Origin of the sequence: Mangrovibacterium marinum (assembly GCF_003046625.1) — a bacterium.
Classification (GTDB): Bacteria; Bacteroidota; Bacteroidia; order Bacteroidales; family Prolixibacteraceae; genus Mangrovibacterium; species Mangrovibacterium marinum.
On record NZ_QAAD01000003.1, the window covers coordinates 193787 to 219524 of the forward strand.

At 43.6% G+C, this 25738-nt stretch carries 20 protein-coding genes; 7 read left to right on the forward strand and 13 right to left on the reverse strand.

From position 1 onward, the window contains the following. Positions 1-210: 210 nt before the first annotated feature. The 8 genes from C8N47_RS04095 to C8N47_RS04135 form a co-directional block, all read right to left on the reverse strand. Complete coding sequence (locus C8N47_RS04095; protein ID WP_107821247.1) at positions 211-1053, reverse strand: BRO-N domain-containing protein; 843 nt, start codon at positions 1051-1053, stop codon at positions 211-213. A 521-nt stretch (positions 1054-1574) separates the two neighbouring features. Next, positions 1575-2690 (reverse strand): Fic family protein, encoded by a 1116-nt coding sequence (locus tag C8N47_RS04105; protein ID WP_107821249.1) that lies wholly within the window; start codon positions 2688-2690, stop codon positions 1575-1577. A gap of 440 nt (positions 2691-3130) precedes the next feature. Beyond that, on the reverse strand, positions 3131-3358 hold the full coding sequence (locus C8N47_RS04110) for a hypothetical protein (protein WP_107821250.1): 228 nt from the start codon (positions 3356-3358) through the stop codon (positions 3131-3133). Between the two features lie 254 nt (positions 3359-3612). Next, entirely contained in the window at positions 3613-4767 is a 1155-nt protein-coding gene (locus C8N47_RS04115; RefSeq protein WP_170111279.1) for a TlpA disulfide reductase family protein, read from the reverse strand. 42 nt (positions 4768-4809) lie between these two features. Beyond that, on the reverse strand, positions 4810-6051 hold the full coding sequence (locus tag C8N47_RS04120; RefSeq protein WP_107821252.1) for an MFS transporter: 1242 nt from the start codon (positions 6049-6051) through the stop codon (positions 4810-4812). Positions 6052-6129: 78 nt separating this feature from the next. Then, positions 6130-7644 carry an alpha-amylase family protein gene (locus C8N47_RS04125; RefSeq protein WP_483869232.1) on the reverse strand — a complete coding sequence of 505 codons (1515 nt, stop codon included), beginning with the start codon at positions 7642-7644 and terminating at the stop codon, positions 6130-6132. A 219-nt stretch (positions 7645-7863) separates the two neighbouring features. Beyond that, positions 7864-8877 carry an adenylyl-sulfate kinase gene (locus C8N47_RS04130; protein WP_211316030.1) on the reverse strand — a complete coding sequence of 338 codons (1014 nt, stop codon included), beginning with the start codon at positions 8875-8877 and terminating at the stop codon, positions 7864-7866. A 103-nt stretch (positions 8878-8980) separates the two neighbouring features. Continuing rightward, the gene (locus C8N47_RS04135) at positions 8981-11638 is read right to left on the reverse strand and encodes a TonB-dependent receptor domain-containing protein (protein WP_107821254.1); all 2658 of its coding nucleotides are present in this window, start codon (positions 11636-11638) and stop codon (positions 8981-8983) included. A gap of 349 nt (positions 11639-11987) precedes the next feature. Here C8N47_RS04135 and C8N47_RS04140 point away from each other — a divergent pair, with 349 nt between their 5' ends. Continuing rightward, positions 11988-13001 carry a LacI family DNA-binding transcriptional regulator gene (locus tag C8N47_RS04140; protein ID WP_170111280.1) on the forward strand — a complete coding sequence of 338 codons (1014 nt, stop codon included), beginning with the start codon at positions 11988-11990 and terminating at the stop codon, positions 12999-13001. 345 nt (positions 13002-13346) lie between these two features. Here C8N47_RS04140 and C8N47_RS18745 read toward each other — a convergent pair whose 3' ends face one another. The 5 genes from C8N47_RS18745 to C8N47_RS04165 all read right to left on the reverse strand — a co-directional run bounded on the left by C8N47_RS18745 (position 13347) and on the right by C8N47_RS04165 (position 19717). Beyond that, positions 13347-13517, reverse strand: coding sequence for a hypothetical protein (locus C8N47_RS18745; RefSeq protein WP_170111270.1), 171 nt, complete (start codon positions 13515-13517; stop codon positions 13347-13349). A 782-nt stretch (positions 13518-14299) separates the two neighbouring features. Beyond that, positions 14300-16390, reverse strand: a complete 2091-nt coding sequence (locus C8N47_RS04150; RefSeq protein WP_107821257.1) for a protein-disulfide reductase DsbD family protein — start codon at positions 16388-16390, stop codon at positions 14300-14302. A gap of 155 nt (positions 16391-16545) precedes the next feature. After that, entirely contained in the window at positions 16546-17592 is a 1047-nt protein-coding gene (locus C8N47_RS04155) for a helix-turn-helix transcriptional regulator (protein ID WP_107821258.1), read from the reverse strand. A gap of 66 nt (positions 17593-17658) precedes the next feature. Continuing rightward, positions 17659-19209: an Rne/Rng family ribonuclease gene (locus tag C8N47_RS04160; protein WP_107821259.1), complete on the reverse strand. Its 1551-nt coding sequence runs from the start codon at positions 19207-19209 to the stop codon at positions 17659-17661. A gap of 223 nt (positions 19210-19432) precedes the next feature. After that, positions 19433-19717: an HU family DNA-binding protein gene (locus C8N47_RS04165; RefSeq protein ID WP_107821260.1), complete on the reverse strand. Its 285-nt coding sequence runs from the start codon at positions 19715-19717 to the stop codon at positions 19433-19435. A 129-nt stretch (positions 19718-19846) separates the two neighbouring features. Between C8N47_RS04165 and mutY the strand changes: the two genes are divergently transcribed. The 6 genes from mutY to zwf all read left to right on the forward strand — a co-directional run bounded on the left by mutY (position 19847) and on the right by zwf (position 25715). Further along, positions 19847-20905, forward strand: coding sequence for an A/G-specific adenine glycosylase (gene mutY / locus C8N47_RS04170; RefSeq protein WP_107821261.1), 1059 nt, complete (start codon positions 19847-19849; stop codon positions 20903-20905). A 127-nt stretch (positions 20906-21032) separates the two neighbouring features. Further along, positions 21033-21467: a single-stranded DNA-binding protein gene (locus C8N47_RS04175; protein WP_107821262.1), complete on the forward strand. Its 435-nt coding sequence runs from the start codon at positions 21033-21035 to the stop codon at positions 21465-21467. A gap of 19 nt (positions 21468-21486) precedes the next feature. Then, positions 21487-22806, forward strand: coding sequence for a gliding motility-associated protein GldE (gene gldE, locus C8N47_RS04180; protein ID WP_107821263.1), 1320 nt, complete (start codon positions 21487-21489; stop codon positions 22804-22806). 17 nt (positions 22807-22823) lie between these two features. After that, positions 22824-23393 (forward strand): gliding motility lipoprotein GldD, encoded by a 570-nt coding sequence (gene gldD / locus C8N47_RS04185; protein ID WP_107821264.1) that lies wholly within the window; start codon positions 22824-22826, stop codon positions 23391-23393. A 45-nt stretch (positions 23394-23438) separates the two neighbouring features. Then, positions 23439-24068: a 4'-phosphopantetheinyl transferase family protein gene (locus C8N47_RS04190; RefSeq protein ID WP_107821265.1), complete on the forward strand. Its 630-nt coding sequence runs from the start codon at positions 23439-23441 to the stop codon at positions 24066-24068. 135 nt (positions 24069-24203) lie between these two features. Then, positions 24204-25715: a glucose-6-phosphate dehydrogenase gene (gene zwf / locus C8N47_RS04195; protein ID WP_107821365.1), complete on the forward strand. Its 1512-nt coding sequence runs from the start codon at positions 24204-24206 to the stop codon at positions 25713-25715. Positions 25716-25738 lie beyond the last annotated feature (23 nt).

Genomic DNA, 25738 nt, shown 5'->3' on the forward strand with positions numbered 1-25738 from the left:
CCGGCTTTCTATACCTGAGCGAAAATCAGCCGATCCAAATCCCTGTTTGCCGCCAGGCAGACGCGGCACCCGATACAAAACTGCCGAAGGCGATACGCTATACAAAAGTGCGCCAACGGGAGCAGTATTTAATTCAACAAAGCCTCCAATACCAAGCGCATGCATACAACGCTTGATTAGAGGCGAAGAGTAGTGATAGCTTTTCCTTGTTTATTCTCCTATCTCTTTATTATCGTTATTTTGACCAAACTCTTTCGCATTCAATGGAGAAACCACACTTTTTCCTGTCTTTTCTTCAATTTCTTTCCTCGTGTTTCCTGCAATTGTTCCTCCTTGTTTTGCTATTTTTTTGCTTGCTGAAAACGTTTTAGGCTTTTTTTCTTTTGATATTTCAGTTGTAGTTGCTTCAGCCAACATATTCAAAACCAATTCAAGATTTGTCATATTATCCCTTAAACTTTCCTTTTTCAAATCCTTAAGGTCTTTGTATTCTCTTGTTGTTAGTCCTGCCCAAGCTTTGGTAATTTCATCTGTTAATATTGCATACTCCAGTCCCTTTTTTACACCTCTTTCATCCCATTCGTCTGTCAATTCTTTACGAACCTCAATACTTTTTAACCTCTGATTAATCCAATTTGCAGAGTAGCCTTTTTTTAAATATGTTTCCATTGCTCGTTCAAAAGCTTTTTCCGGGTCTTCTGTTTCTTCAATTCGTTCATAACCAACTTTTGCCAACCATACTTTAAACGGCTCTGCATTTGGGGATGGAATTGATTGAATTAGTCGCAATAATTGCTCTGTGTCAGCTACATCTGTCATCCTCATTTTTCCGTCTGCAGCTTTCATTTTCAACCCGTGACAATTCGTCACGGTTTCATTTCCTTCCTTTTTAAGCCTTTCTTTTAATTTTCTCCAATACGCCTGTGGATTAATACTTTGTGTCAAAACAGAAATCACGTCAACAATCGAAAAATACCATTTCTCTCGGTCTCTATCCCATTCAACTCGAACTCTTTGGTCTTGAAATAATTTTATTGCAGTTTCCTTTGTCATATTCTCCGTTTTCAATTCCAAAGATAAACAATCACTTCTTGTTTCGATATTTTTTCAACTTGCAGTATCATTCTGGCAATGAAAGCTAACGGTCACTTGGTCGAATAGACAAAGGGAGTTTCACCCTAAGCCTCTCACAGAACCGCATCCCGATTAATCGGGACAAGCTTTGACAGTCTCCCGTCATCCGGCTCTTGTTATACAAATCTAAACGTTTTAACCAGTTATGCCTACTTGCCAGTGATAGAACAGGCCCGGAAATTGTTCAGTTCTTCCAGTTTATCGGCAATTCGCTTCTTCGAGCTCGTACTGATGCCACAGTCAAATCCGAGCAGCCAAAACCGAACTTGCAAGTCCAACAATACCACCCCAAACGCCTTCCGAAAGGGAAACAAAAAACCGATTGAAAACACTATCCGAGAATAGTTAATTAACAGTCGGTTAATCCGGTAGCAGTGTTTAGTTCAACAAAGTCTCCAATACCAAGCGTATGCAAGTAACGCTTGATTAGAGGCGAAGAGTTACCTGCTGGCAATTTCCTTTAGTTCATAATTTGTACTTCGTCCACCACTTGCTTCTTTCTGTAAAATATCTTTTTTTATCAAATCTTGAATGTCACGCAGAGCAGTGTCTTGTGAGCATTTATTAATTTTTCCCCATTTTGAGGTAGTTAGTTTTCCGTCAAATCCATCAAGAAGTTTATTTATTATCTTTTGTTGTCTGTCGTTGAGAATTGTATTGGAATGCAATTTCCAAAACTCTGCTTTATGAAGTATTTTCGATAAAGTTTCGTCCGTTGAATCTATTGCATTAATTAAGCATTGCAAAAACCAAAGAATCCATTCAGTAATATCTGAATTTCCTTTTTGAGTTTTTTCGAGTTTTTCATAGTACTGTTTTCTTTCAACTCTAATTTGAGCGGACATACTATAAAATCGTCGAATACTTTTGTCAGAACGAGCTAACATCATATCTGTAATTGCCCTAGTTATTCTTCCGTTTCCATCTTCGAATGGATGAATAGTTACAAACCATAAATGAGCAATGACGGCTTTTAGGACCAAATCTATTTCATGCTCGTTTTCAAACCAGTCTAAGAATCTTTTCATTTCAGGTTCTATTCTGTCTGAACTTGGTGCTTGATAGTGAACCTTTTCTTTTCCCATTGCCCCAGATACAACTTGCATAGGTCCAGTTGTGTCTTTTCTCCAGTCTGCTACTGTAATTTTATATAGATTACTCCAACCAGTTGGAAATAATGCAGCATGCCAACCAAATAATCTGTCTTTTGTCAAAGGTAAGTCATATCGTTGTGTAGCGTCGAGCATCATTTCAACGATTCCTTCAACATGTCGCTCTGCTTCTACTGCTCCAGCAATATCAATTCCTAGTCTTCGAGCAATTGAAGAACGTACTTGTTCAACTTCTAAAAACTCTCCTTCAATTTCGGATGATTTAATAACATCTAAGGTCAGAGTATTTAACACTGCTTCATCTTGTAAATCAAAGCCAAGAGTTTCCATTTTACCCAGAAGCCTACCTTGTTGATTTCTTGCTTCACCGAGTTTTATCATTACTTTTTTATTGTCCCAAGTGAAGTTAGTCCAGTCTTCTTTTTCGTGTATATAAGTTTTCATTCTCCGCAAAATATGCGACAAATATAGTGTTTATTCTCCGCAAATGGAATATTCTCCGCAAGATATGCCAAGAATATTCTTGTTAATCCCCGCAATGTCATTCTTTTTTTTTTTGCTTGGCGCTAACGGTTGGTAGTCAAGTAGGCAAAGGGAGTTTCACCCTAAGCCTCTCACAGAACCGCATCCCGATTAATCGGGACAAGCTTTGACAGTCTCCCGTCATCCGGCTCTTGTTATACAAATCTAAACGTTTTACCCAGTTAGGCCTACTTGCCAGGGATAGAACAGGACCGGAAATTGTTCCCGAACCCGGTTATACCACTGCCATGCGCGGCGCCGACTGGCTTTGTAACCTTTGTACCGTCGGCGTGCCCAGCAAATCAGGCGCCGGCTTAATAAATGAAAGATCGGGTTCATCGCGCTTTTCGGAACCTTCCGTATTAGTTGATCCAACCGCGGATGTACGGGTTCAGGAATTGGGCTACCCCAACAATGCTTTTGCGGCTTAGCCCAACAATGTTCAGTTCTTCCAGTTTATCGGCAATTCGCTTCTTCGAGCTCGTACTGATGCCACAGTCAAATCCGAGCAGCCAAAACAGGACTTGCAAGGCCAACAATACCACCCCAAACGCCTTCCGAAAAGGAAACAAAAAACCGATTGAAAACACTATCCGAAAGTGGTTTATTAACAGTCGGTTAAGCCAGGCGCAGTGTTTAGTTCAACAAAGCCTCCAATGCCAAGCGTATGCAAGCAACGCTTGATTAGAGGCGAAGAGTTAGGCGTTCGCAGTTTATTTTTCAATTTGAATACGATCGTTTTAACGCAAGCCGGTATAAAAACAAAACAAAGGGATTCAGCGAGTAAACCCGAATCCCTCTGTTGTCGTTAAAATATGCTATTTACAAGACAAAACGCCTTAGATCAATTAACCTCGTGTGCTAAAAATGCATCCAGATAGGCGCCACGCATATTGGTTTTGTAAATCCGATTGTCCTTGTCGAGGACAATGCAGGTGGGCACGCCTAACACATTGTAAACGGTTCCCACATCACCATTCATTCCTTTGGGGTCGCGCAATTGAGTCCACACCATGCCTTCTTCGTCCATGGCTTTCTGCCAATCTTTATCGTTGCTGTCGACCGAAATACTAATGATATGAAAGCCCTTATCCTTGTATTCCTCGTGCACCCGCTTTAAGTGGGGGATTTCGCCGCGACAGGGGCCACACCAGCTTGCCCAGAACTCCAGCATATTGAATTTCCCGGGCTCAATTAACGACGACAGCGGAACAAGTTCCCCGTCACGAGTGAGAAGTTCAATATCTTTGAATCGCTCGCCCAATGCGACGCGCTTTGCCGCCTCGGCTTGTTCTTTTAGCCGGTCGAAAACAGGAGTTCCCTGCCAGTCGTTGGCCAGCCAGCCAACCATTTCGTCAATCTCCGCTACTGTAAAATCGACATACATCCCGGTGAAGAAATAAGATACAAAGTCGAAAGCGACAATGGAAGCTGTGTTCTCCTGAATGAACTTGATTTGCAGGTCGAGCAGCTGTTTATTCACTTCATTTTCTTTGTTGGCTATTTCAATACCAACCGCTGTATTTTCCGTACCCTCTTCAAAATAAGGGGTTAAATACTCGGCCATGTAACGTTTATTAAGAGCCTTTAGCTGTTCGTTATAGGGTGCAACAAGCGCACTGTACTCGTCCTTTTGTTGTTGCGCCTTTGAACCGCTAATGGTTGCAGGCACTACCGTTCGATTCGGATTATTATAAAAGCCGGGCAAGGTATTGATATCGCCATCGAAGCTTATGTTGGAATTTTCGAGGTAGAAGTTCGACACATTCTTATACTTTGGTTGAGATTCCATTCCTTCAGGCGTGCGGTCAATAATAATGGTGTACAAGCCCGGAAAGTCGACTTTACCGGTCAACACAAACCGGCCGTCGTGCACCACTGTACTATCCACAATGTTTTGCGATTCGAAATCACGCTTTTGCAGATAAATTTTCGCATTTTCCACTTCACCCTTCAGCTTACCAGTAATGGTGTAAGCCTCTTCGTGCCGACAACTCACGGATAATAGCACCAGGCGCCATCTAGTCCTTTAGGATTACATCTAAATTTCCCTATATTGTGTTAATTCTAATTCGGACAAACGTTGATATGTTGGATCCAACAGTAAATTAAGTATTAAACCAACAAATAACAAACCAGCAAAGATTGTTGCAAGAATAAACCCATAGTACGCATCATGTCCACAAGCATCACTCACTGCTCCCATCGACAACGGTCCTAATGCGGCTCCTGCAGCCGTAAAAAACAAAATGACACCAGCGATTGCCCCGTGTTGCGCTTTAGGAAAACAACTTATACCTTTAGAGTTGATTGTAGGGTAAATCACCGACATGAACAGTCCTGACAAAGGAAGCAATACTACTGCCATTTCAATTCCACCAATAACGCTTCCAAGAAAACAAAGGAGGATTAGAAAGCTAAAAATAACCAGAACCACCGACCAGTTAAAATGCACCAGTAACCAAGCACCGAAGAAACGCCCCCCAGCCCGGAGTACAAAGAAAATCGTTAATGCATAGGTCGCAATCAGTACCAGGTTCCCCTCATATTTTGAAATCAGCGTGGGCATCCACACATAAACAGCGCATTCAACTGCTACATACAAAAATGCTCCAATTGAAAAGCCTAAGGCATACGGATCTTTCAACATAGACAAGGCCGCCTTTAGATTAACAGCTTCTTCTGTTGTTTTAATCGTTTTGGGGTATTCCACCAACAAGGCTAGAATAATCAGTATAACACACAACGTTCCCGCCACAACATACAGGAACTGCCAGGCAACACCTTTGCTCAGAAAATTAGTGACAATGAAAGGACCAATTATGGCGCCTACTGCAAAAAATCCCTCAACTGCGTTCATCATTGATGTATGGTCCCTTGTCGATTTACTAATGTCTCCGATTAACGCCAATGCCCCGGTTTTGAATACTCCGATAGCCAAACCACCGATAGCCATAAGGCTGAGGATAAAGCCAAAAGTGTTCGCCGCGATATATAAATAGGAGTTAACTGCAAAAATTGCTAGTCCTAGTATTACCGTAACTTTCCGACCTAATTTATCAGCCAGAAAACCAAGAAAAACACCAGCCAGCGCTATCGCAATCATCGGGGTGTAGTGCATCAAACCTGCTGCAGTCATGCTTACCTGAAACTGTTTCATCACTTCCGGTATGATAACGCCAACAGCATCGGTAGTCATCGCAAACATCATAAACATTAGAAAGGTCAGCCACTTGATGACAGCTAAATTTTGTTCGCCCTTTATTTGTGAACCTGTATTCATAAGTATTGGTCTAAACGTTTCTTATTTGCTGCAATTAACTTTCCAAGTTAAGAAAGAAAATTACGATTTTGAATTCTATTATCCTTGCCGGTAAACAACATCATTCCCATCTTCATCCATCCCTGTTATTTTAAATGAAAAGTCTAACAGGTTCGCTTCTAGCGTTGCAATACAGCCATTATTCGTCCATTCTAGCTTCAATAATTCTGCTGTAGAGTCATGAATTTGCAAGTGCGCATCAAATCCAAATGCAGGGAAACTATTCCGAAATTTCAATATTTCTATTTGTTTCTGAACAATACCGTCTCCAATAATCTGGAAAGCTTTATCAAGCTCAAGATTTGTCCGGTTAATTTCTTTGTGCCCTCCGGGACCGGCTTTTGCCACGGCATCATAGTCGTTCTTTCCGGCCAGAAGATCGAGATACCAAACCTGAGGCTTACCTGGCATAAATAATTGTATTGCCCGAGCTAAAAGAAGCTTGTCTTCGTCTTCTCCCAATGCACTATAATAGGTCGCATTCACCTGATAATACATGTTTTTCTGACCATGTAAATCCTTCACATACCCGCCACGTTTTACAACTGTATCAATTAGGTTTTGAATTTGCTCGTCGGCCAATAAACCTTTCAGGTCTAGCAAAGGAATCCCGTCGTGGCATCCCAACATATTTACAACCCGAATATCCTTTTCCTGCATATCCTTGATCCACTTAATCAACACCTCATTGGTATTTCGTTCGAAAGCATCGATGATTAGTCCAGGCAAAAAGAAATCATAGGTCAGATAACCTTTCTGCGCAAGTTTTTCGTGTATCTTCTCTTCGTATTTTGAATGAATCTCCGGTAAAAGGGTGAGATCATATTTATCGGCTAATTCTCTGATCTCCCCCAAAAAGTCCCATGTTCCTGGATCATTCAAGAAATTTTTCGATCCCGGTTCTTTCGGCGCATAGGCAAAGGCATCAAGCCGTATAATCTCTGCGCCATAAGCGGAAAGCTTCTTCAATGTATCCTCATAAAACTTCCACACCAATGGAGACTTAATATTCAGATCCATTTGCCCCAGATATTTCCGTCTGGATTCAAGCAGAGCTATCACATCTTGGCTATAAGTTGTAAACTTATCAAAATCAATCTTTGATGGCACCTTTCCTTCATCCAAAGATGCATTGACTACTTCGGCCAGTTTTTGAGCCACACTATATTGAACATCCATCCCCCTCATGAGATCCTGCGCATCGATCTTACCGTATTTAATCTCCTGATAGAAGGTATTCCAATACGGAACCTCTTTCCCGTCGGGCATACGAACCATCAGAATCGGCAGTCCCGGTTTGCGGAAAAACATGTCTTTGATGTATTCTGAATCCGGTTGAATGTAGCCCTCGTCGGTCATTTGCCCATAACCATCCCAAAACTTATTCCATTGAATGAAAAAGTCTTTATAAGCTGAATTTTCTCCGTTCTTCAAGATATCCTGAAACTGAGCCGAAAGCACTGATGCATGATTCAGCACAAAATCAAACTTGAGGGCAATATTCATTTTTTTCAGTTCATCCAAATCATCAGTAGAAGCATAAAGCTCATTCAACTCGTAATCAATCACCGAAAACCCCCTGTCCAAATCGGTATTGAAAACACTGGGCAAAATATAGAATGCCTGAAACGCATCGTCCAATTCCGATTTTTGCATGAAATCAACAATGTTCCCCAATGTTCCACCGATACTATCAGGATACGCATTCAGCATCGGACCCGATTTAACGAGTTTCTTCGTACTTATTTGTTGTGCTGCCATAACTTCTCCGATTTATTTGTTCTCTTTTGTCATCAGCTTCAAAAATTCGTCGTAGTCAATGAGTTCCCCTGCCTTTGTCAATATTAGTTTCGCTTTGGATGCCTGCGCTACTAACAGCTGCTGCTCCAACTCCAAAACGGTTGTAATAAAAGGGCTGTCTGTACCACCATCCCGATTACGGGCTTTACGGTGCTCTAATGTTTCTTGCGGGGTACTGTTGAGCAAAATAGGAATGTCTACCCCCTGAAGATTATCGTTGTTACCATGAGTCCATTCAATAACCAGAATATTCTTTTCTTTAAAATCGACAGGATCATACCACAGTTCGGTTTCTTCCCTCCCCATTCGTTTCAAAAATATTTCGGATACTCCGTTTTTGAACTGTGATATAATCCCTGTCAGCTCTTTAAAATCAATTTCATTATTCGTACCCAAATAGTTTTTAAGCCCGTTGCGGCCCGCTTGCTGATAAACAGCCAGCCACGGATAGCTGGACACATATGTAGCGTTCGAATCATTACCACTTTCCTGCAACTCTTTTAGTACTGTTTTCCTTTTCTCATTATACTGTCCATTCGCAATCATTCCTTCAATCCCGCTTTTTCGGAAGATCCGAGATCGCTCTGCGTCATTATATTTCGGAAGCCGGTGCGGATAATTATCACCCGACAAAGTATAAGTCCCCAGCCCCATTTCATTCAGGTAATAAGAAAGCAACGAAGCAGTCTCGGACTTTCCGACACCAGATCCTCCACAAACAACTACGACCGCTCTCCCATACTGATTTTCTTCCAATACAGGAATCAACTGCTCCACCAAAAGAGGAAGAATAATCCTGGATTTACGAATATGCTCGGGGCCAATTTGAACCTTATCTCCCGGCATGTCTCCAGTGGGAATACTTTCGATATCTTTGATTTCGCCTGAAACCCAAGATAAATTCTGCTTCATCGTCTCTAATATATTCTCGAGACTTCCTTTATCCTGTAAGCCTTGCTTTTGAGTTTCTTTTTCCTGTATGCTCATATTCTGGTTAATCTAAATGTTTTATACTATAGATTTCAAATAACTCAAAGAGAGAGCCGTCCGGCTGAATTGCACAGAACAGCTCTTCTCCTTAGCCTTTCACTTAAAAGGTATATGTAATTGTTAATGTCGAAGACCTTCCGGTAATTGGACGAGCACGCATGTAGTTTGTTGCATTATCGACAAATGAGAAATCTTCAGCTTCTGTAAAACCTAACGTATCGAAGATGTTATTAACACTGGCACTTAAGACCAAGCCTTTAGCGATATCGTAGCTGGCAAATCCGTTCAGATAAGCGTAACCAGGCAGAACAATTGTGTTATTATTTCCCTGAAACACTTTAGTCGTACCGATAAGGTTTAATCCTAAAACCGCTTTACCCATCTTATACGATGGATTGATGTTATACATTAAATCAGGTACGCGGCGCGGTGTATTGCCAACATCCGTTGGATCCAGGCTACTCTTGATTTCTGCTTTCGTAAAAATACCTCCTGCGCTTATCGACAAGTCGCCTAACTGAGCAGTCGCCTCTAGTTCTGCACCATACGATTTAAAATCGATCAGATAGATCTTCTGCTCTGTAGGGTCGGCATTCTGCTCACTCACACTTGTATAATAAGGAGTTAACATGAATCCAAATTTCGGCGATCTGTATTTAAACCCAAGCTCCACCTGAGTAATCATATCTGCATCAGTACCATCTAGGGTTTTCCCTGCATCATCGATGAATTGCGAGTATAGTAAACGGTCGGCATTTGCGCGTCCGCCCCGGCTAACTCGTGCGTAAATTGCTTTTCCATCATCCAACTTGTAATTTGCACCCAAAGAGAATGAGAAATAGCTGTAATCGTAGCTTACCGAATGAGGATTTGTATTGTCTACAATTGTTGCACTACTTTCCACAGGAGAAATAGTACCATCTCTGTTTACATCGATTGCCGCAGTTTTGCCTGACAAATAGTATCCGTCTACATTTCCAAAATCATATCGAACACTCGCATCAATATTAAAATTGTCATTTACATCCAGTTCCACATTTGCATAAGGCGCATCGATATCGTATTTCATATCATATTTACGACCTAAGCCCCAAACACCATAATTGGTAACGCCGCCTTCGGTGTAGTAAGAACCATCGGCACTAACAATATTCATCAATCTTGGCTGGTTGGTTACATCGGTAATATATCCTTGCCACGCCCAATACATCGCAATCTGCTGGTAAGCTTTGTAGTAACCCAGCGTCAGGTTCACGTTATCAAACCGTTTAGAAAGATTTAAATCGCTGGTAAAATTATTAAGACTATTAATATCAACGTCGAAAGAAGCCAACTGCATCAACTTACCATTTCCATTCAGCGAGGACAACTCGGAATTGGATAGCGCAACACCGGCATTTGGACCATTAGCATAGCTAAAGGTGTAACCTGAAGCATAAGCGTCACCAAGTACAGCTTGAGCAACATCGTCAGCACTTCCAATTAGCCCCATTGGGAACATTGTTCTGAAAGCACCATTCGTCAACGACAGACGGCTTTTATCTGACAACTTCCATCCTTCGCCCAAATCAAATGAAAACTCAGCACCGATCGATTTTGATACAGGATGCATCCCGTCTGAAATATCGGTTGTCCTTGGGTTTCCGTTGGCATCAATACTAGTCATGTTGAAGAAATCAGAACTTTGCAAAGCACCATGCTTTAAATCGAGTCCAGGAATTGATGAGAAATTAGGATTTGAAGCAGTACCGGTAGCAACCACTGGCATCGGCATATACGAAATAGCACGGTCGTTCAAAAATTTAAGATATACCCGGACATAACCGTTCTCAAATTCTTTAGTCAGGTTCGCTTTAATCTGTCCACCCATATTGCCGTTAAATCCGGCATCTCTGGGGCCAACTCCCTGGCGGTAAAAACCACCAATATTAAACGACAAACCATCCCCTATAGGAGCACCGAAGTTGAAATCAGTTCTGAAATCACGATAATCGAGACCAAATGTTGTTCCAATAGTCCCCTCTTTTACAGCACCTGTTTTACTAATAAAGTTAATGATACCGGCAGGCGAGTTACTGGCAAAAGTAGACGCCGAACCACCACGAATAGCCTCAACCCGAGCTAATGTTTTGTCTGAACGAAGAAAGATGTCTGCATTACCAAACATGATGTCACCAAACTGCATCACCGGAAGCCCATCCTCGTGCAATTGTAAAAACTTAGAACCTCCGGTAGAAATTGGCACACCCCTTACAGAGATATTGGCATTCCCCTCACCACCAGTTGACTCTGAGTGAATCCCGGGAATCGACTTAAAGACCTCAGCGGTAGTAACAGCTCCAAGTTGACCAAGAGTCTTAGGCTTAATACTTGTAATTGCCACACTGGACTCCAATAACGATCTCGGGTTAACAACACCGGTTACAACAACTTCATCCAGACCAATAAGGTCCTGCGAAAGCTGAACATCGTATGTTACAACCTGATCGGCAATAATTTCGATTTCTTTGTCAACGGCGGAATACCCGATAAAAGACGCTTGAAAAACGTAAACTCCGGGATCCAACTTATCCAAGGTATATTTCCCGTCAAAATCAGTAATAGTTCCGATTGTACGCCCCTTAAGCATAATCGTAGCTCCAATAAGCGGATCGCCATTGGCTTTATCTGTAAATGTTCCGGTCAAAGTACCCTTTTGAGCCATACTTGCAAAACACCCCAGAAACAGGATCATCAGAATGACAACGACTTTTTTCATAAGTTCTAAATTTAAGTTTGAATACACAGTTTTAAAATTCTCCTAGGTTTTTGATATAATTTCCTATACGAAACTAAATCATTTTTCGATACCAAAAACACACCAAAAACCTAAAACACTGCCAGTTACAAACACAACCGGTTGCACAACCGGTTGCGAAGATAATATTTTAACATTTTTTAACATTTTTTATTTTTACCCTGGGAAAACTAAACTTCTGCCCAATATTCCCCGGCAACCTTTCCGGTAAAACGCCCCCGCTTACCGGTTCCCGCAATTAAGAAGCGAATTAATGAACCGTCCGGAAAATTTTATTGTATATTTCAAATTGAATTCAAAAAGACTAGTTATGCCCAATAACCCGGCTACAATTCTCGATATTGCCAAACGCTTGAACCTGTCTAAATCGACTGTTAGCAGAGCCTTACGCGATCATCCGGATATCAGCCAAACAACCAAAGAGGCTGTTCGTAGAGTGGCGGAGGAACTTAGCTACATGCCCAATGCTGTCGCTGCCTCTTTCAGGTACAAACGCAGTAAAGTAATTGGACTAATTGTCCCCCAGATTTCCTATTTCTTCTTCCCTTCGGTAATCCGGGGAATCGAGGAGATTGTCTACAAGAATGGTTATAATCTGCTTATTCTACAGTCCAACGAATCGTTTGAACGGGAAAAAGAAAACCTCAATATCCTTGTGGCCAACAATGTGGAAGGGATTTTAGTATCAGTATCGCGAAAAACCAAAGATTTCTCCCACTTCAAGCATCTAATTGACCGGGACTATCCGCTTGTCTTTTTCGACAGGGTCGTGACCGACCTGGAAGCCGACTGTGTCCTGGTCGACGATGTTACAGCTTCGTTTAATGCGGTCAACCACTTAATTGACCGGGGCAGAAAGAAAATCGGAATCTGTACAGGGAACCTCAACCTGCTCATCAGCCAAAACAGGCTCAAAGGCTATAAAATGGCGCTTCAACACCGAAATTACCCGGTTACTGACGATTATATCGTATCGTGTGAATGGCCCGACGAAGCAGAGAAACGAACCATGGAATTACTGAACACGGCCAATCCTCCCGATGCCATTTTTGCAATCAGCGACCTGACAATGTCCGGGGTCATGAAAGCCATCTTCAGAAAAGGCTTAAAAGTTCCCGAGCAAATCGCCGTCATCGGTTTCTGCGAGGAAACCTTCCGAACCATGTATAACCCGCCTCTTTCGGTCATTCATCCCATGGGCTTCGAGATCGGGCAAGCATCAGCAGAGCTTCTTTTTGAACGAATTAATAATAACGCGAGGGAGAAGATACCCTATAGAACAGTCTATTTGGAAGGAACCTTAGAAATTGGAGGATCAACTTGATTGCTATCCTTTCAATTCGATAATTACTAATTTGTCTAATTTTAAACTGTCCTATTTTCAGGTAAGGCTACAAAAATTTCCTATGACAGCCTACTCTTTTTTACTTTCTCTGAAAAGGAGCTCTAGTTAAATCGGACTTCGCCTCAGGCTACATGTCGTTTTAACCAACCATAATATTAGGAATTGGGGCTGGGACTGATGTTCTTTTACATTCCGATTTGAAGCAACTCAATTTCAAAGAGGCACAACTGATTTGCAATTTTTGTTTAAAAAAGTGAATCTAATTGAGAGTGAGATCGACGTGGATTCTCCTATATACACCTTCAAGGGGATCGATGAATTGAATTATTCAAGTATTGTCTCGTTATTCCCATATGTGTTTTCTCCAATTGCGTCTCGAATTATATGCACAATACGCACTCTCAAATCATTTGGAATATTATTATAGGTATAGACATCCGGTACATCACCGCGAAGTCTTTTTTGTCTTTTAGAGAATAAATCAATTATTGCCATCTTAGTGTTTATCGAATTTATATTGTGCCTAACGTTCTAGTATTTTATCCATCGTTATCGCATGCTATCAAATTAACAATAATAATTAATATTGCTAATTTGTTGTTTTGTTTAAAAACAAATGATGGATAAAATAAAGTTGGACGATGCCAGCCGGTTGTAGCGTCCTGTTTTCGAATCTTTATACCGAAAAACAAACCGGAATTTCGTCGGAGCAAAGCAGGGGTTTCTGTAAGGTTTCTGTATGCTTTCTGTATGCTTACTGTATCCGATGATATAGAAAGCTAGTAGAAAGCCCGGAGTAGAATAGGATAAAGTTTGGCCTTTGCATGTAGCAAGCCCGTTGCAGATGGCGGGATAGCCGGATTGATGGATTGATGACTCACTACTCCTGTCTCACGACTCACTACTGATCACTGAACACTGGACCTCCGACTCCTCTCTCTGCGTCTTCTCCGCTTTTTTGGCGTTTCCGTATTCGTTTAACCGCAAAGTCCGCAAAGAAGGCGCAAAGCACGCAAAGAATGACTCCGGACTCACTACTCACTACTCACTACTCACTACTCACTACTCACTACTCACTACTCACTACTCACTACTCACTACTCACTACTCACTACTCACTACTCACTACTCACTACTCACTACTCACTACTCACCACTAACCCTCCGCACACCGTGGCCATACAAAAAAGTCCCGGCGCTGGCCGGGACTCGTGGATTAGATACTAATCCAAACTAAACTATGGTGAAAAAAAAACAAATGTTTCAATTGGTCTAAATCAGTGCTGCTTAAAACGGGCAAGCCCTTCGTCGAGAAACTGCACAAAATTATCGGCATCTAAATCGTAAGCTTTGGGCTGTGTCAATTCTTTCCCCTGGTGGTCGAGCAACACATAATAAGGTTGGGCATTCACCCCAAAGCGGCTAATCTGAAAATCGGCATTTTTCTTCCCGATGGTCTTCTTCACGCGGCCGTCGTAGCTCGAGGTCACCCACTCGTCTTCGGGCAGTTGCTTTTTGTCGTCGACGTACAGCGCAATCAGCACGTAATCGTTCATCAGGCGTTTCAGCACGCGCGGATCCGACCACACGCTGGCCTCCATCTCGCGGCAATTCACACAACCATGTCCGGTAAAGTCGATAAAAACCGGTTTACCCACTTGCTTGGCATAAGCCATTCCTTCCTCGTAATCAAAGAAACCCTGCAGGCCATGTGGCAAGTGCAGAAAATCGCTGTACTTGGCCTTCACTTCCTGACCATCCGTCTGGTTCGCCTGAAGCCCGCCACGGAGCTGAATTTCGTCGCGCACAATGCCACGCAAATCAAAATCGTGCGTTTCCATGGGCGGCATATAGCCTGAAATGGCCTTCAGCGGGGCGCCAAACATTCCCGGAATGAGGTACACCACAAAGGCAAACGTGGCAATAGACAACATCAGGCGGGGCACGGTAACATGCTTCACATCGCTGTCGTGCGAAAATTTCAATTTACCCAACAGGTAGAAGCCCAACAGGGTGAAAATGACGATCCACAAGGCCAGATACACCTCCCGATCGAGAATCCCCCAGTGGTACGTTTGGTCGGCTACGCTCAGGAACTTCAGCCCCAGCGCCAGTTCGAGGAAGCCCAGCACAACTTTCACCGAGTTTAACCAGCCGCCCGATTTGGGCAAATTGCTCAGCCAACCCGGGAACAGCGCAAATAAAGTAAAGGGCAATGCAAAAGCCAGCGAGAAGCCGAACATTCCGACAATGGGTTTGAGCACGGCACCACCGGCCGACTCGACCAAAATAGCCCCCACGATTGGCCCGGTACACGAGAAGGAAACCAACACCAATGTTAAGGCCATAAAGAATGAGCCCATAAAGCCGCCTTTATCCACCTGGCTGTCCGATTTGTTCACCAACCAGCTGGGCAACACAATCTCGAACATCCCGAAGAACGAGAATGCGAAGATCATGAACACGGCGAAAAAGATGATATTCGGAATCCAGTGCGTACTCAGAAAGTTGGCGATATCGGGGCCGAAAATGAGTGCCACAACCGTACCAACAATGGTATAAATAGCGATGATCGACAGCCCGTAGAAGGAGGCATACATCCGCGACTTGGCTTTGGTGTCGCCACTCTTCATAAAAAATGAAACCGTCATCGGGATCATCGGGAACACGCAAGGTGTTAAAATAGCAGCTAAACCGGCCAAAAATGAGAAGAACAGGAACATCCACAAATTTTCAGTTGTACCTGTTTTCCCTTTATCGGTCATCACCTGTCCTTGTTCGGCAGGAGTAACTGGCTCCTGAACCGGCTCGGCTACCTGCTCAGCCACTGTTGCCTCCGCTTCGGAAGCCTGAGCGACCGACTCAGCATCGTCCTTTTTGGCTTCAGTCGGGCCGGTTACGGCAGCCGCTGTACCAACACCATCTGCCTTGAAGCTGAATTCCACCTCGGTCGGCGGCAAGCAGGTTTCGTCGTTACAACACATAAACTCCAGATAACCATCAATGGTCACCGGGTCGGCCGATTTCACCTGCACCACCTGCGTAAATACCGCCTTGCTTGCAAAATACCGAAGGTCCATCTGAAAGGTTTCGTCGAACTTTTCGGTAGGCTGCGGATCGGTGGTCATTGCTCCCACCAATTCAACATTCGCATTCTCGTTAAAATGAAATGATGTGGGAACGGGTCCTCCGTCGGGCAATTTTGTGTCGTACAAATGCCAACCGTCATCAATGGTTGCTGTGAAAATAAGTTTCACCTGATCGCCGTCCTGCTTCGACGAGAACGACCATTTTACAGGCTCCATAATCTGAGCATTGGAGCCCAGTGTTGTCAAAAGTGTGATTAGAATAACTAAAATCCGCTTCATACCTGGCAGTAAATTTTATTGTGAATTGATTATTGTTTCGCTGCTAAACAGTGTCAACAAAAATAGCTGCTCCCCTGATGCAAATCACTATACAAAGCGGTGTAAAAACGGCCGACAAAAGGTTGAAATAAGGACTAGACCCCCTGCACAAACAATCATTTTTGCCTATTGTACAATACAATAGCTTCTTTCCGATTGGAAACCCCCAGACGTTTGTACAAATTATTGATGTGCGTCTTTACCGTGCTTAATTCAATAAAAAGATCGGCGGCAATCTCTTTATTGGTTTTCCCGGCAGCCAAGGCTTCCCAGATTGTACGTTCCTTTTCGGTTAGCAAACCAAAATAATCGACCTCGTTTTTGCCGCTTCCCTGGCTTTTCAGCCGATATACCCAGATCGCCAGCAGGACAATAATAAGCGCCTCGGCTCCGATGATCCAGCTGCGCCAGGGCTTGGTAATTCGGGGTATCTCGCACACCAAGTCGCGATAACCAACCAGGTTGTTCAACAGGTCGTCGTAGGCAGCGGTATACATGGCCTGCGGGTATTGGGCTTTTAAGCGTTCCTGAAAATCGAAGTAGAACGACCCGTTTCGCAGAAAGTCGGTTTCGCGATCCTCGATATGATAAAGCGCAAACAGTCCGACTATCGCATCCGAGCTGTTGGTCACAAACTCGCGGATACTGCGATTCATGCTTTGGCTCTGGAAATCGCGCTTCGCTACCGTATTGATCAGTGTTAAGCTATGTCGTTTCTGAAAATAAGCCTTTTCAAAGGCCACCAGGCTTTCATTCTCGGGTGATCCTTCCACCCGAACATCGTCAAACAACAGTTTCTGATCGCCGGCATTAAGCTTCAACTCGCTGGAGTTTGTTAGCAGCAGATGCATGAAATTTCGCGTTGAATCGGCCGAAAATTCGAGCGCGAACAAACTATTGCGCACCAAATACAAACGATAAAAACGCGGATCGTCGGGCAGATCGTTGCCTTTTAGCTCAAAATGTCCATCGGGATAAATGGTAGCCTCATTGATCATGAACTCGGGAGAAGCTACAAACAAATTTTCGGGCGACTGAATAGAGGCCAGGTAAATTTTGGGTTGCCATTGGTCGGATATGCGCACCACACCTTCAATCTGGTAGGCATAACAACCGATCACCGGAAACAACAGCAATAGGAATATCAGGGCTTTATACTTCATACAACAAGTTCTAGACCCCCTAAAAATAGTAAATCCCGAACAAATCTGCCCGGGATTTACACTTATTTAAAGTATTATTTCCTCCATGTTCTCGTCAAAAAACTGACAATCGAGAAAAGCCAGAGAACTCACTTCTTCAACGGTTACTTTCCGTAGAAATTTCAAAGCCCATTTCTGACGCTGCGACATAAAGCCTTTGGTCAGATAGGCTGCTACATAAGGATGAACTTTCAAAGTCAGCTTCTTCTTATTCAAATCTTTGAAGATATAATTGACCTTGTTGTCCAGTTCATCAGTAAAGAGAATCGTAGGCGTTACTTTGCCTGTACCTTTACATGTAGGACACACTTCTGCGGTTTCTACATGTTCTTCGGGCCGTACCCGCTGGCGGGTGATCTGCATCAAGCAAAACTTACTCAATGGCAAGATATTGTGCTTGGTCCGATCAACAGACATCGCCTCTTTCATGCGTTCATGAACCTTTTGCCGGTTCTCGGAATTATGCATATCGATAAAATCGATTACGATAATTCCCCCCATGTCTCTCAACCTCACTTGTCGTGCTATCTCTTCAGCAGCAGCTAAGTTTACTTCCAGTGCATTGGTTTCCTGATCGACACCGGCTTTGGAACGGTTTCCGCTGTTCACGTCGATAACGTGAAAAGCCTCGGTGTGTTCAATAATCAGGTATGCCCCGTGTTTAAACGAAACTGTCTTTCCGAACGACGACTTAATTTGCTTTTCGACTCCGAAGTAATCAAAAATTGGTTGTCCACCTTTGTAGTGCTTCACAATTTTTTTCTTCTCCGGGTCGATTGTACCCAGGTATTCTGCAATATCATCGGCTACTTCAGCATCATTGACAATGATGTTATTGAAGTTCGGGTTATAAATATCTCTGAGCAGAGCCGTTGTCCGATCGATTTCCCCAATAACCAGAGACGGTGCTGATGCTTTTTTGAGTTTTTGAAACATGGTTTCAAACTTGGCAACCAGTTTTTTCAATTCCTGGTCGAGCTCAGCAACGCGCTTCCCTTCGGAAACGGTTCGGACAATCACGCCGTATTTCTTCGGCCTAATGCTTTGAATCAGCTTTTTAAGCCTGTTTTTTTCTTCGGTTGAGCTAATTTTTTGCGAAACACTTACTTTTTCGCTAAACGGCATCAACACTAAATTTCGTCCCGCTATCGAAAGTTCTGACGTTAGACGGGGGCCTTTGGTTGATATGGGTTCTTTAGCTATCTGAACCAATATATTCTGGCCTGTTTGTAATACCTCCGTAATTTTGCCTTCCTTGTTAATGTCCGGCTCGGAGTGAATTTTGGATACCGAAGAAATACGGTTTTTCTTGGAACTGGCAATTTTAAAAAACTTGTTTAAAGTTGAAAATTGCGGGCCCATGTCGAGATAATGCAAAAATGCATCTTTTTCATAACCAACGTCGATGAAAGCAGCGTTTAAGCTCGGCATAATTTTTTTGACTTTACCTAGATAGATATCGCCAACGGCAAATTTTGCTCCGCTTTTTTCCCTTGTTAGCTCAACTAAGCGTTTGTTCTCTAATAAGGCTATAACGACTTCCGAGGGAGTGACATCAATAATTAGATCGCTACTCACAACGTTTTTTTAATTTTTAAGATCGCTCGCACGTAAAATGCAATTCGTAAAACTAATTAAACCTAAAGCACGAAGCACTTTAGGTTTAACCAAACAGTAACACAGTTTTACCTAAAGTAAAACTTATTTCTTCTTCTTATGTCTGTTTTTACGTAGTCTTTTCTTACGCTTGTGCGTAGCCATCTTGTGTCTTTTTCTTTTTTTTCCGCTTGGCATAACTTTATTATTTTACTTGGTCTTTAACTTGAGATACGAACGTTTTAGCAGGCTTGAAGCTTGGAATAAAATGTTCCGGAATGATGATAGTTGTGTTTTTCGATATATTGCGTGCAGTTTTTTCAGCTCTCTTCTTAACGATGAAACTTCCGAAACCACGTAAATATACGTTTCTGCCTTCTGTCAAAGAATCCTTTACAGTTTCCATGAAAGCTTCTACTGCTTTCTGCACTGTTACCTTTTCAATGCCAGTATTCTTGCTAATTTCGTTAACAATATCTGCTTTAGTCATCTCTAAAATTATTTAGTTTTCAATAAATTATAAAATCGGGTCAAATGGTCTGCAAAAATAAAAATTATTTGAGAACTAGAAACAATAGAATTGAATTATTTTTGCAATTCACGTAGATTCTAAATAGTTATGGCGGATTTTGAGCAGATTAAAGGGCGATTACACCACTGGTACCAGGCGAACAAACGACAACTTCCCTGGCGGGAAACAACTGATCCATACTTTATATGGCTGTCGGAAGTCATTCTGCAACAGACCCGAATCGACCAGGGACTTGCCTATTTCAGGCGATTTACCGAGCATTATCCCAATGTGAAACTTTTAGCCAACGCATCGGAAGACGAAGTTCTGAAACTGTGGCAAGGACTGGGCTACTACTCGCGTGCCCGCAACCTGCACCAGGCGGCAAAAACCATAGCTCAGCAGATGAACGGAAATTTTCCCGACACCTATAATAATATAATAGCGCTGAAAGGCGTCGGCGAATACACGGCAGCAGCAATCGCTTCAATCAGTTTTAACTTACCCCACGCCGTGGTTGACGGGAATGTGTTTCGCGTTTTGGCACGTCTTTTTGGTATCGACACACCCATTGACAGCACTGCTGGCAAAAAGCTCTTCGGGGAACTGGCCGCCGAGCTACTGGATCACCACCATCCCGGACTGCACAACCAGGCCATGATGGAGTTTGGAGCCCTGCAATGCACACCTAAAAACCCCAATTGCACCAATTGCATCCTCAACGATTGCTGCATCGCCCTACAGGAAAGCAAGATCGACAAACTGCCCGTAAAGCAGGGAAAAATTAAAATCCGACACCGCTATTTTAATTATATTGTACTTACAGACGATCGCCACAGCTACTTGCAAAAACGAACCGGGAACGACATCTGGAAAAACCTCTTCGAATTTCCCTTGGTTGAAGCCGGGGAGAAAACCGAAATTGACCAGGTTTTAAAACAGCTCGATCAACTGGGAATACCTACTGAAAGTCAAATTCTCTCGGTAAGCAACTGGCAAAAACAGGTTCTGAGCCACCAACACATCCACTACCGTTTTATACAGCTTGAACAAACAAGCCCTAAAACAGATCGAAGCAATTTAATACGGGTGGATCAAAAAGATATTTTTAAATTTGCTGTTCCCAAACCAATCGAGCAAAAGCTTGCTCAATTGGAATGGATTTAGTTCGTTCGTATAGTGAAAGTTGCATTTCGTCACGAAAACCATATCGTTCGTAAAATAGTGCTTACTGTATTCATCAGATAATCACGAAATTTCGTAACTTGGATCTTATTAACTTAAATTATGAAGCATGTCTGTAAATAAAGTTATTTTAATTGGAAACGTAGGACAAGATCCTGAAGTAAAACATTTAGACAAAGACGTTACTGTTGCCAGATTTCCTTTGGCAACATCGGAAAGCTACACGGCCAAAAACGGCGAAAAAGTGACGGCCACCGAGTGGCACAACATTGTGGTGTGGCGTGGATTGGCAAAAGTAGTCGAACAATACGTTCATAAAGGAGATAAATTGTATCTTGAGGGCCGCATCCGCACCCGTTCGTGGGATGATAAGGATGGCAACAAACGCTATACAACTGAAATCAATGTTGACAACATGGAAATGTTAACGCCCAAAGGACAGTCAACCGGGGCACAGCAAACTTCAGCACCAAGCAATCAACAGGCAGCATCGGTTAGCGAACCCGATTTTAGTTCGTCAGACGAAGATGACTTGCCATTTTAGTAACAAAAATTTGAACTAATTGGAAACAGACCCATTACCTCATTTGCTATCTCTGTCGGGGGAGGTGTATTTTCTCCCCTTGACAGGATCTGCTGTTATCAGCCTCCTGTTTATTATTTTGCTCTTGATTTCGTCGGCCTTAATTTCAGGCTCCGAAGTGGCTTATTTTTCACTAAGCCCCAAGGATCGTCAGAAGTTGAGCAGTCATAAAGAACGAAAGAGCCATTACATTCTGCACAATCTGGAAAATCCGGAAAAACTGCTGGCAACCATTTTAGTAGCCAACAATTTTATCAATGTCGGCATCGTCATCCTCTCCTCTTATGCAACGGATGCGATGATCGATTTTTCGAAAGCCCAAACCATCGGTTTTATTTTCCAGATCATTGTTATCACCTTTTTCCTGTTGCTGTTTGGCGAAATCATCCCCAAGGTTTATGCAACACGCTATTCGTTACGTGTTGCGCGGGTGATGGCCATTCCGCTTTACATTCTGGAGCGCATCTTCCGACCTATCAATGCCATTCTGATTTTTTCGACTTCGTTTGTCAACAAACGGATGCAGAAGCATTCGCAAAACATATCGGTTGACGAGCTGTCGCAAGCCCTCGAGCTTACAGCCGACCACGAGATCTCGGAAGACAAAGACATCCTGGAGGGAATCGTCAAATTTGGGCACAAGAATGCGGTCGAAATTATGCGCCCCCGGGTTGATGTGGATGCCATCGAGTTGAAAGAATCCTTTTCGGATGTCATCAAACTGATCAACGAGTCGGGTTATTCGCGCATCCCGGTCTTTGCCGAAACCTTCGACAACATCCGGGGCATTTTGTACATTAAGGACATCCTGCCCTACATTCATAGCGGCGAAAATTTTCGCTGGCAATCCATCATCCGTCCTCCCTTTTATGTGCCCGAAACAAAGAAAATTGACGACTTGCTGGAAGATTTTCAGAAAAACAAAGTACACATGGCCATCGTTGTGGACGAGTACGGCGGTAGTTCGGGTATTGTAACACTGGAAGACATTCTGGAAGAAATTGTTGGTGAAATTGCCGACGAATTTGATGAAGAAGAAAAGTACTTCACCAAAATTAACGACACCACCTACCTGTTTGACGGGAAAATACTGCTGAACGATTTTTACAAGATCACCGGCATCAACGAGCATACCTTCGATGCGCATAAAGGAGATGCTGATACCCTGGCCGGACTCATCCTTGAATTGAAAGGAGAAATTCCGGCCTTAAATGAAAAAATCACCTGCGAGAATTTTATCTTTTCGATCGATAGTGTTGATAACCGACGTATCAAAAAAATCAAGGTGGAAATTAAGTGAACAACAGCCCGAACTGCATGAAAAAACTGATTTTATTTCTGACAATTGCGCTGCTCTGTTATGCTTGCGGCGAGAGCTATATGCCCAAACCACGAGGCTACTTCAGGATCAGCTTCCCCGAGAAATCCTATCACCCGCTTAGCGCAAAACTCCCCTACTCGTTTGACCTGGCTGATTACTCGACAATACAGTTTACCCACGACCGCAAAACCGGCGACGAGTGGGTTAACCTGGTAACGCCCGCCAACAAAGCTGATGTTCACCTCACTTATGTCCGCTTGAATGGCAATCTCAACACCCATATCGAGGAATCGCGCAAACTGGCTTACGACCACACTATTAAAGCCGACGCCATCAACGAGCAACTCTACCTGGATCCGGCAAACAACGTTTACGGAACCATTTATCACATTGAAGGAAATGCGGCTTCTCCGCTTCAGTTCTACCTGACCGACAGCACCCAACACTTTCTGCGGGGCGCTTTTTACATTCGTGAAATTCCGAATATCGACAGCATTCAACCTGTTATTGATTTTCTGGAGCCCGACCTGATCCACCTGATTGAGACTTTCCGCTGGAAAGAATAGCTTAACCAGTGCCATACAAACCGGCGCATAAAAAACAGTTGTCCCATGCCTTTAATTCAAGATACTGAAACGCAGAATGGCCTTCTACTGCTTTGGGAAATCACCGAAAGCCTCGAGCAACTGAAACAGTTGGCCTCGGCTTTTTTAAGTAGCCCGGCCTTTCAGCTCATTCGTCATCCCAAACGCCAAAAGGAATGGCTGGCCGTTCGCTTACTTCAACAAGCGGCTAATTGCGGCCAACAGCAATTTCGTTATACCGATCATGGGCAACCCTGCATCGATCATCCACATTATCATTCGGTTTCCATCAGCCACTCGGCCAATTTAGTCGGTTTGTTTTTACACCGCGACAGCATGACCGGACTCGATATTGAATCGGAAAACAGAAACTTCCGGCGCGTACAGAGCAAATACCTGAGTGAGCAGGAACTTTGCCTGGCCGAATCGATGGATAATGGGCACGGATGGTGTTGGTGCATTAAGGAGGCGGCCTACAAAGCTGCCGGCATTCCCGGGCTTGGCTTTCGAGACCAGATTCACATTTACCGCCACGCAAGCGGCGAGCTCGGCGTACGAGTACAGGCTGGATCACATCCGGACTTCGATGTACACCGGGAAAAACGAGCCAACCAACTGATTGTCTACCTTACCATTCGTCCGGCAAGCCCGGTATAATCGCCCGGCCGGCAAACATTGCCCGCCAATAACTGTTTTAGGTCACAAACTGATTTGCTATTTTTGGGCATGGTCTGCATGGCCTCAAACGGATTACTGCAAGTTAAACCGTACAGAACAGATAAACTGAAAATCATGAGTCAAACAGAATCTCAAATATTAGTCATCTTCGGAGCTTCCGGAGATCTTACAAAACGAAAACTGATACCTGCTCTCTACGAGCTGTATCTGCGCAATTTCTTACCCCAAAAGTTTGCCGTGCTCGGTGTTAGCCGCACCAACCTGTCGGATGAAGACTTTCGGGACAAAATGACCGAGTTTTTACCTTCTGCTGAAGAACAAAAAGCTCAGGTGAACGACTTTTTGGATAAGCTGTATTACCAGCCGCTGGCCACCGACGATGCCTACGACTACCCGATTCTGCGCGATCGCCTGACCACGCTGGCCAAGCAAAATACAATTGCTGAGAATTTCATCTTTTACCTGTCCACTCCCCCAAAGTTATACGATGTCATTCCGGCCAACCTGGCCAGTGTCGATTTAAACCAAACCGCCGATGGATTCCGAAGGTTGATCATCGAAAAACCCTTTGGCACCGACCTGGAGTCGGCCAAACGGCTGAATAAAAAATTACTGGATTATTTCGAAGAAGAACAAATTTACCGCATCGACCACTACCTGGGCAAAGAATCGGTGCAGAATATGCTGGTAACCCGTTTTGCCAACGGCATTTTCGAACCCATCTGGAATCATAATTTCATTGAACGGGTTGAAATTACCTCGGCCGAAGCATTGGGTGTAGAGGAACGCGGTGGTTATTACGACAACTCGGGAGCTATGCGCGACATGGTTCAGAACCACCTGATGCAGATGGTTGGAATGGTTGCCATGGAGCCCCCCGTGGTGATTGAGGCCGATGCGATCCGGAACGAGGTGCTGAAAGTATTCCAGTCCTTGCGCCCCATCAGCGAAGAAGACGTTGTTAACAACGTAATTCGCGGTCAGTATATTGAATCGCACATAAAGGGTGAAGCCGTAAAAGGATATCGCGATGAAAAGGGCGTAAATCCCGAAAGCCGCACGGAAACCTTCTTTGCCATGAAATTTTTCATCGACAACTGGCGCTGGAGCGGTGTTCCCTTTTACATCCGTACCGGGAAAAAGCTCCCCACCCGGGTAACCGAAGTGGTCATTCACTTTAAAAAGACTCCGCACCACCTGTTTGGCAACCTTGCCGACGACCAGCATTCGCATAATCAACTGGTTATCCGCATACAACCCGACGAAGGAATCCTGCTTAAGTTTGGCATGAAAGTTCCGGGGGCAGGTTTTAACGTACAAACCGTCAATATGGATTTCCACTACGACGAATTGCGCAATGTTCATCTTCCGGCAGCTTACGAACGCCTGTTGCTGGACTGTATGCAGGGCGACGCAACGCTTTATTCACGTGGAGACGCTGTTGTTAAAGCCTGGGAATTTGTGCAACCCATTCTGAACGCTTGGGCTAACAACCCCGAAATCCCCGTTTATGGCTATCCGGCCGGAACATGGGGACCCGATGTGGCCGATCAGCTCATCGAGAACGGCACTTGGCGTTACCCCTGCAAAAACCTATCGAACGACGGAAATTACTGCGAACTTTAACACAAACAAGCCGATCAATTGAT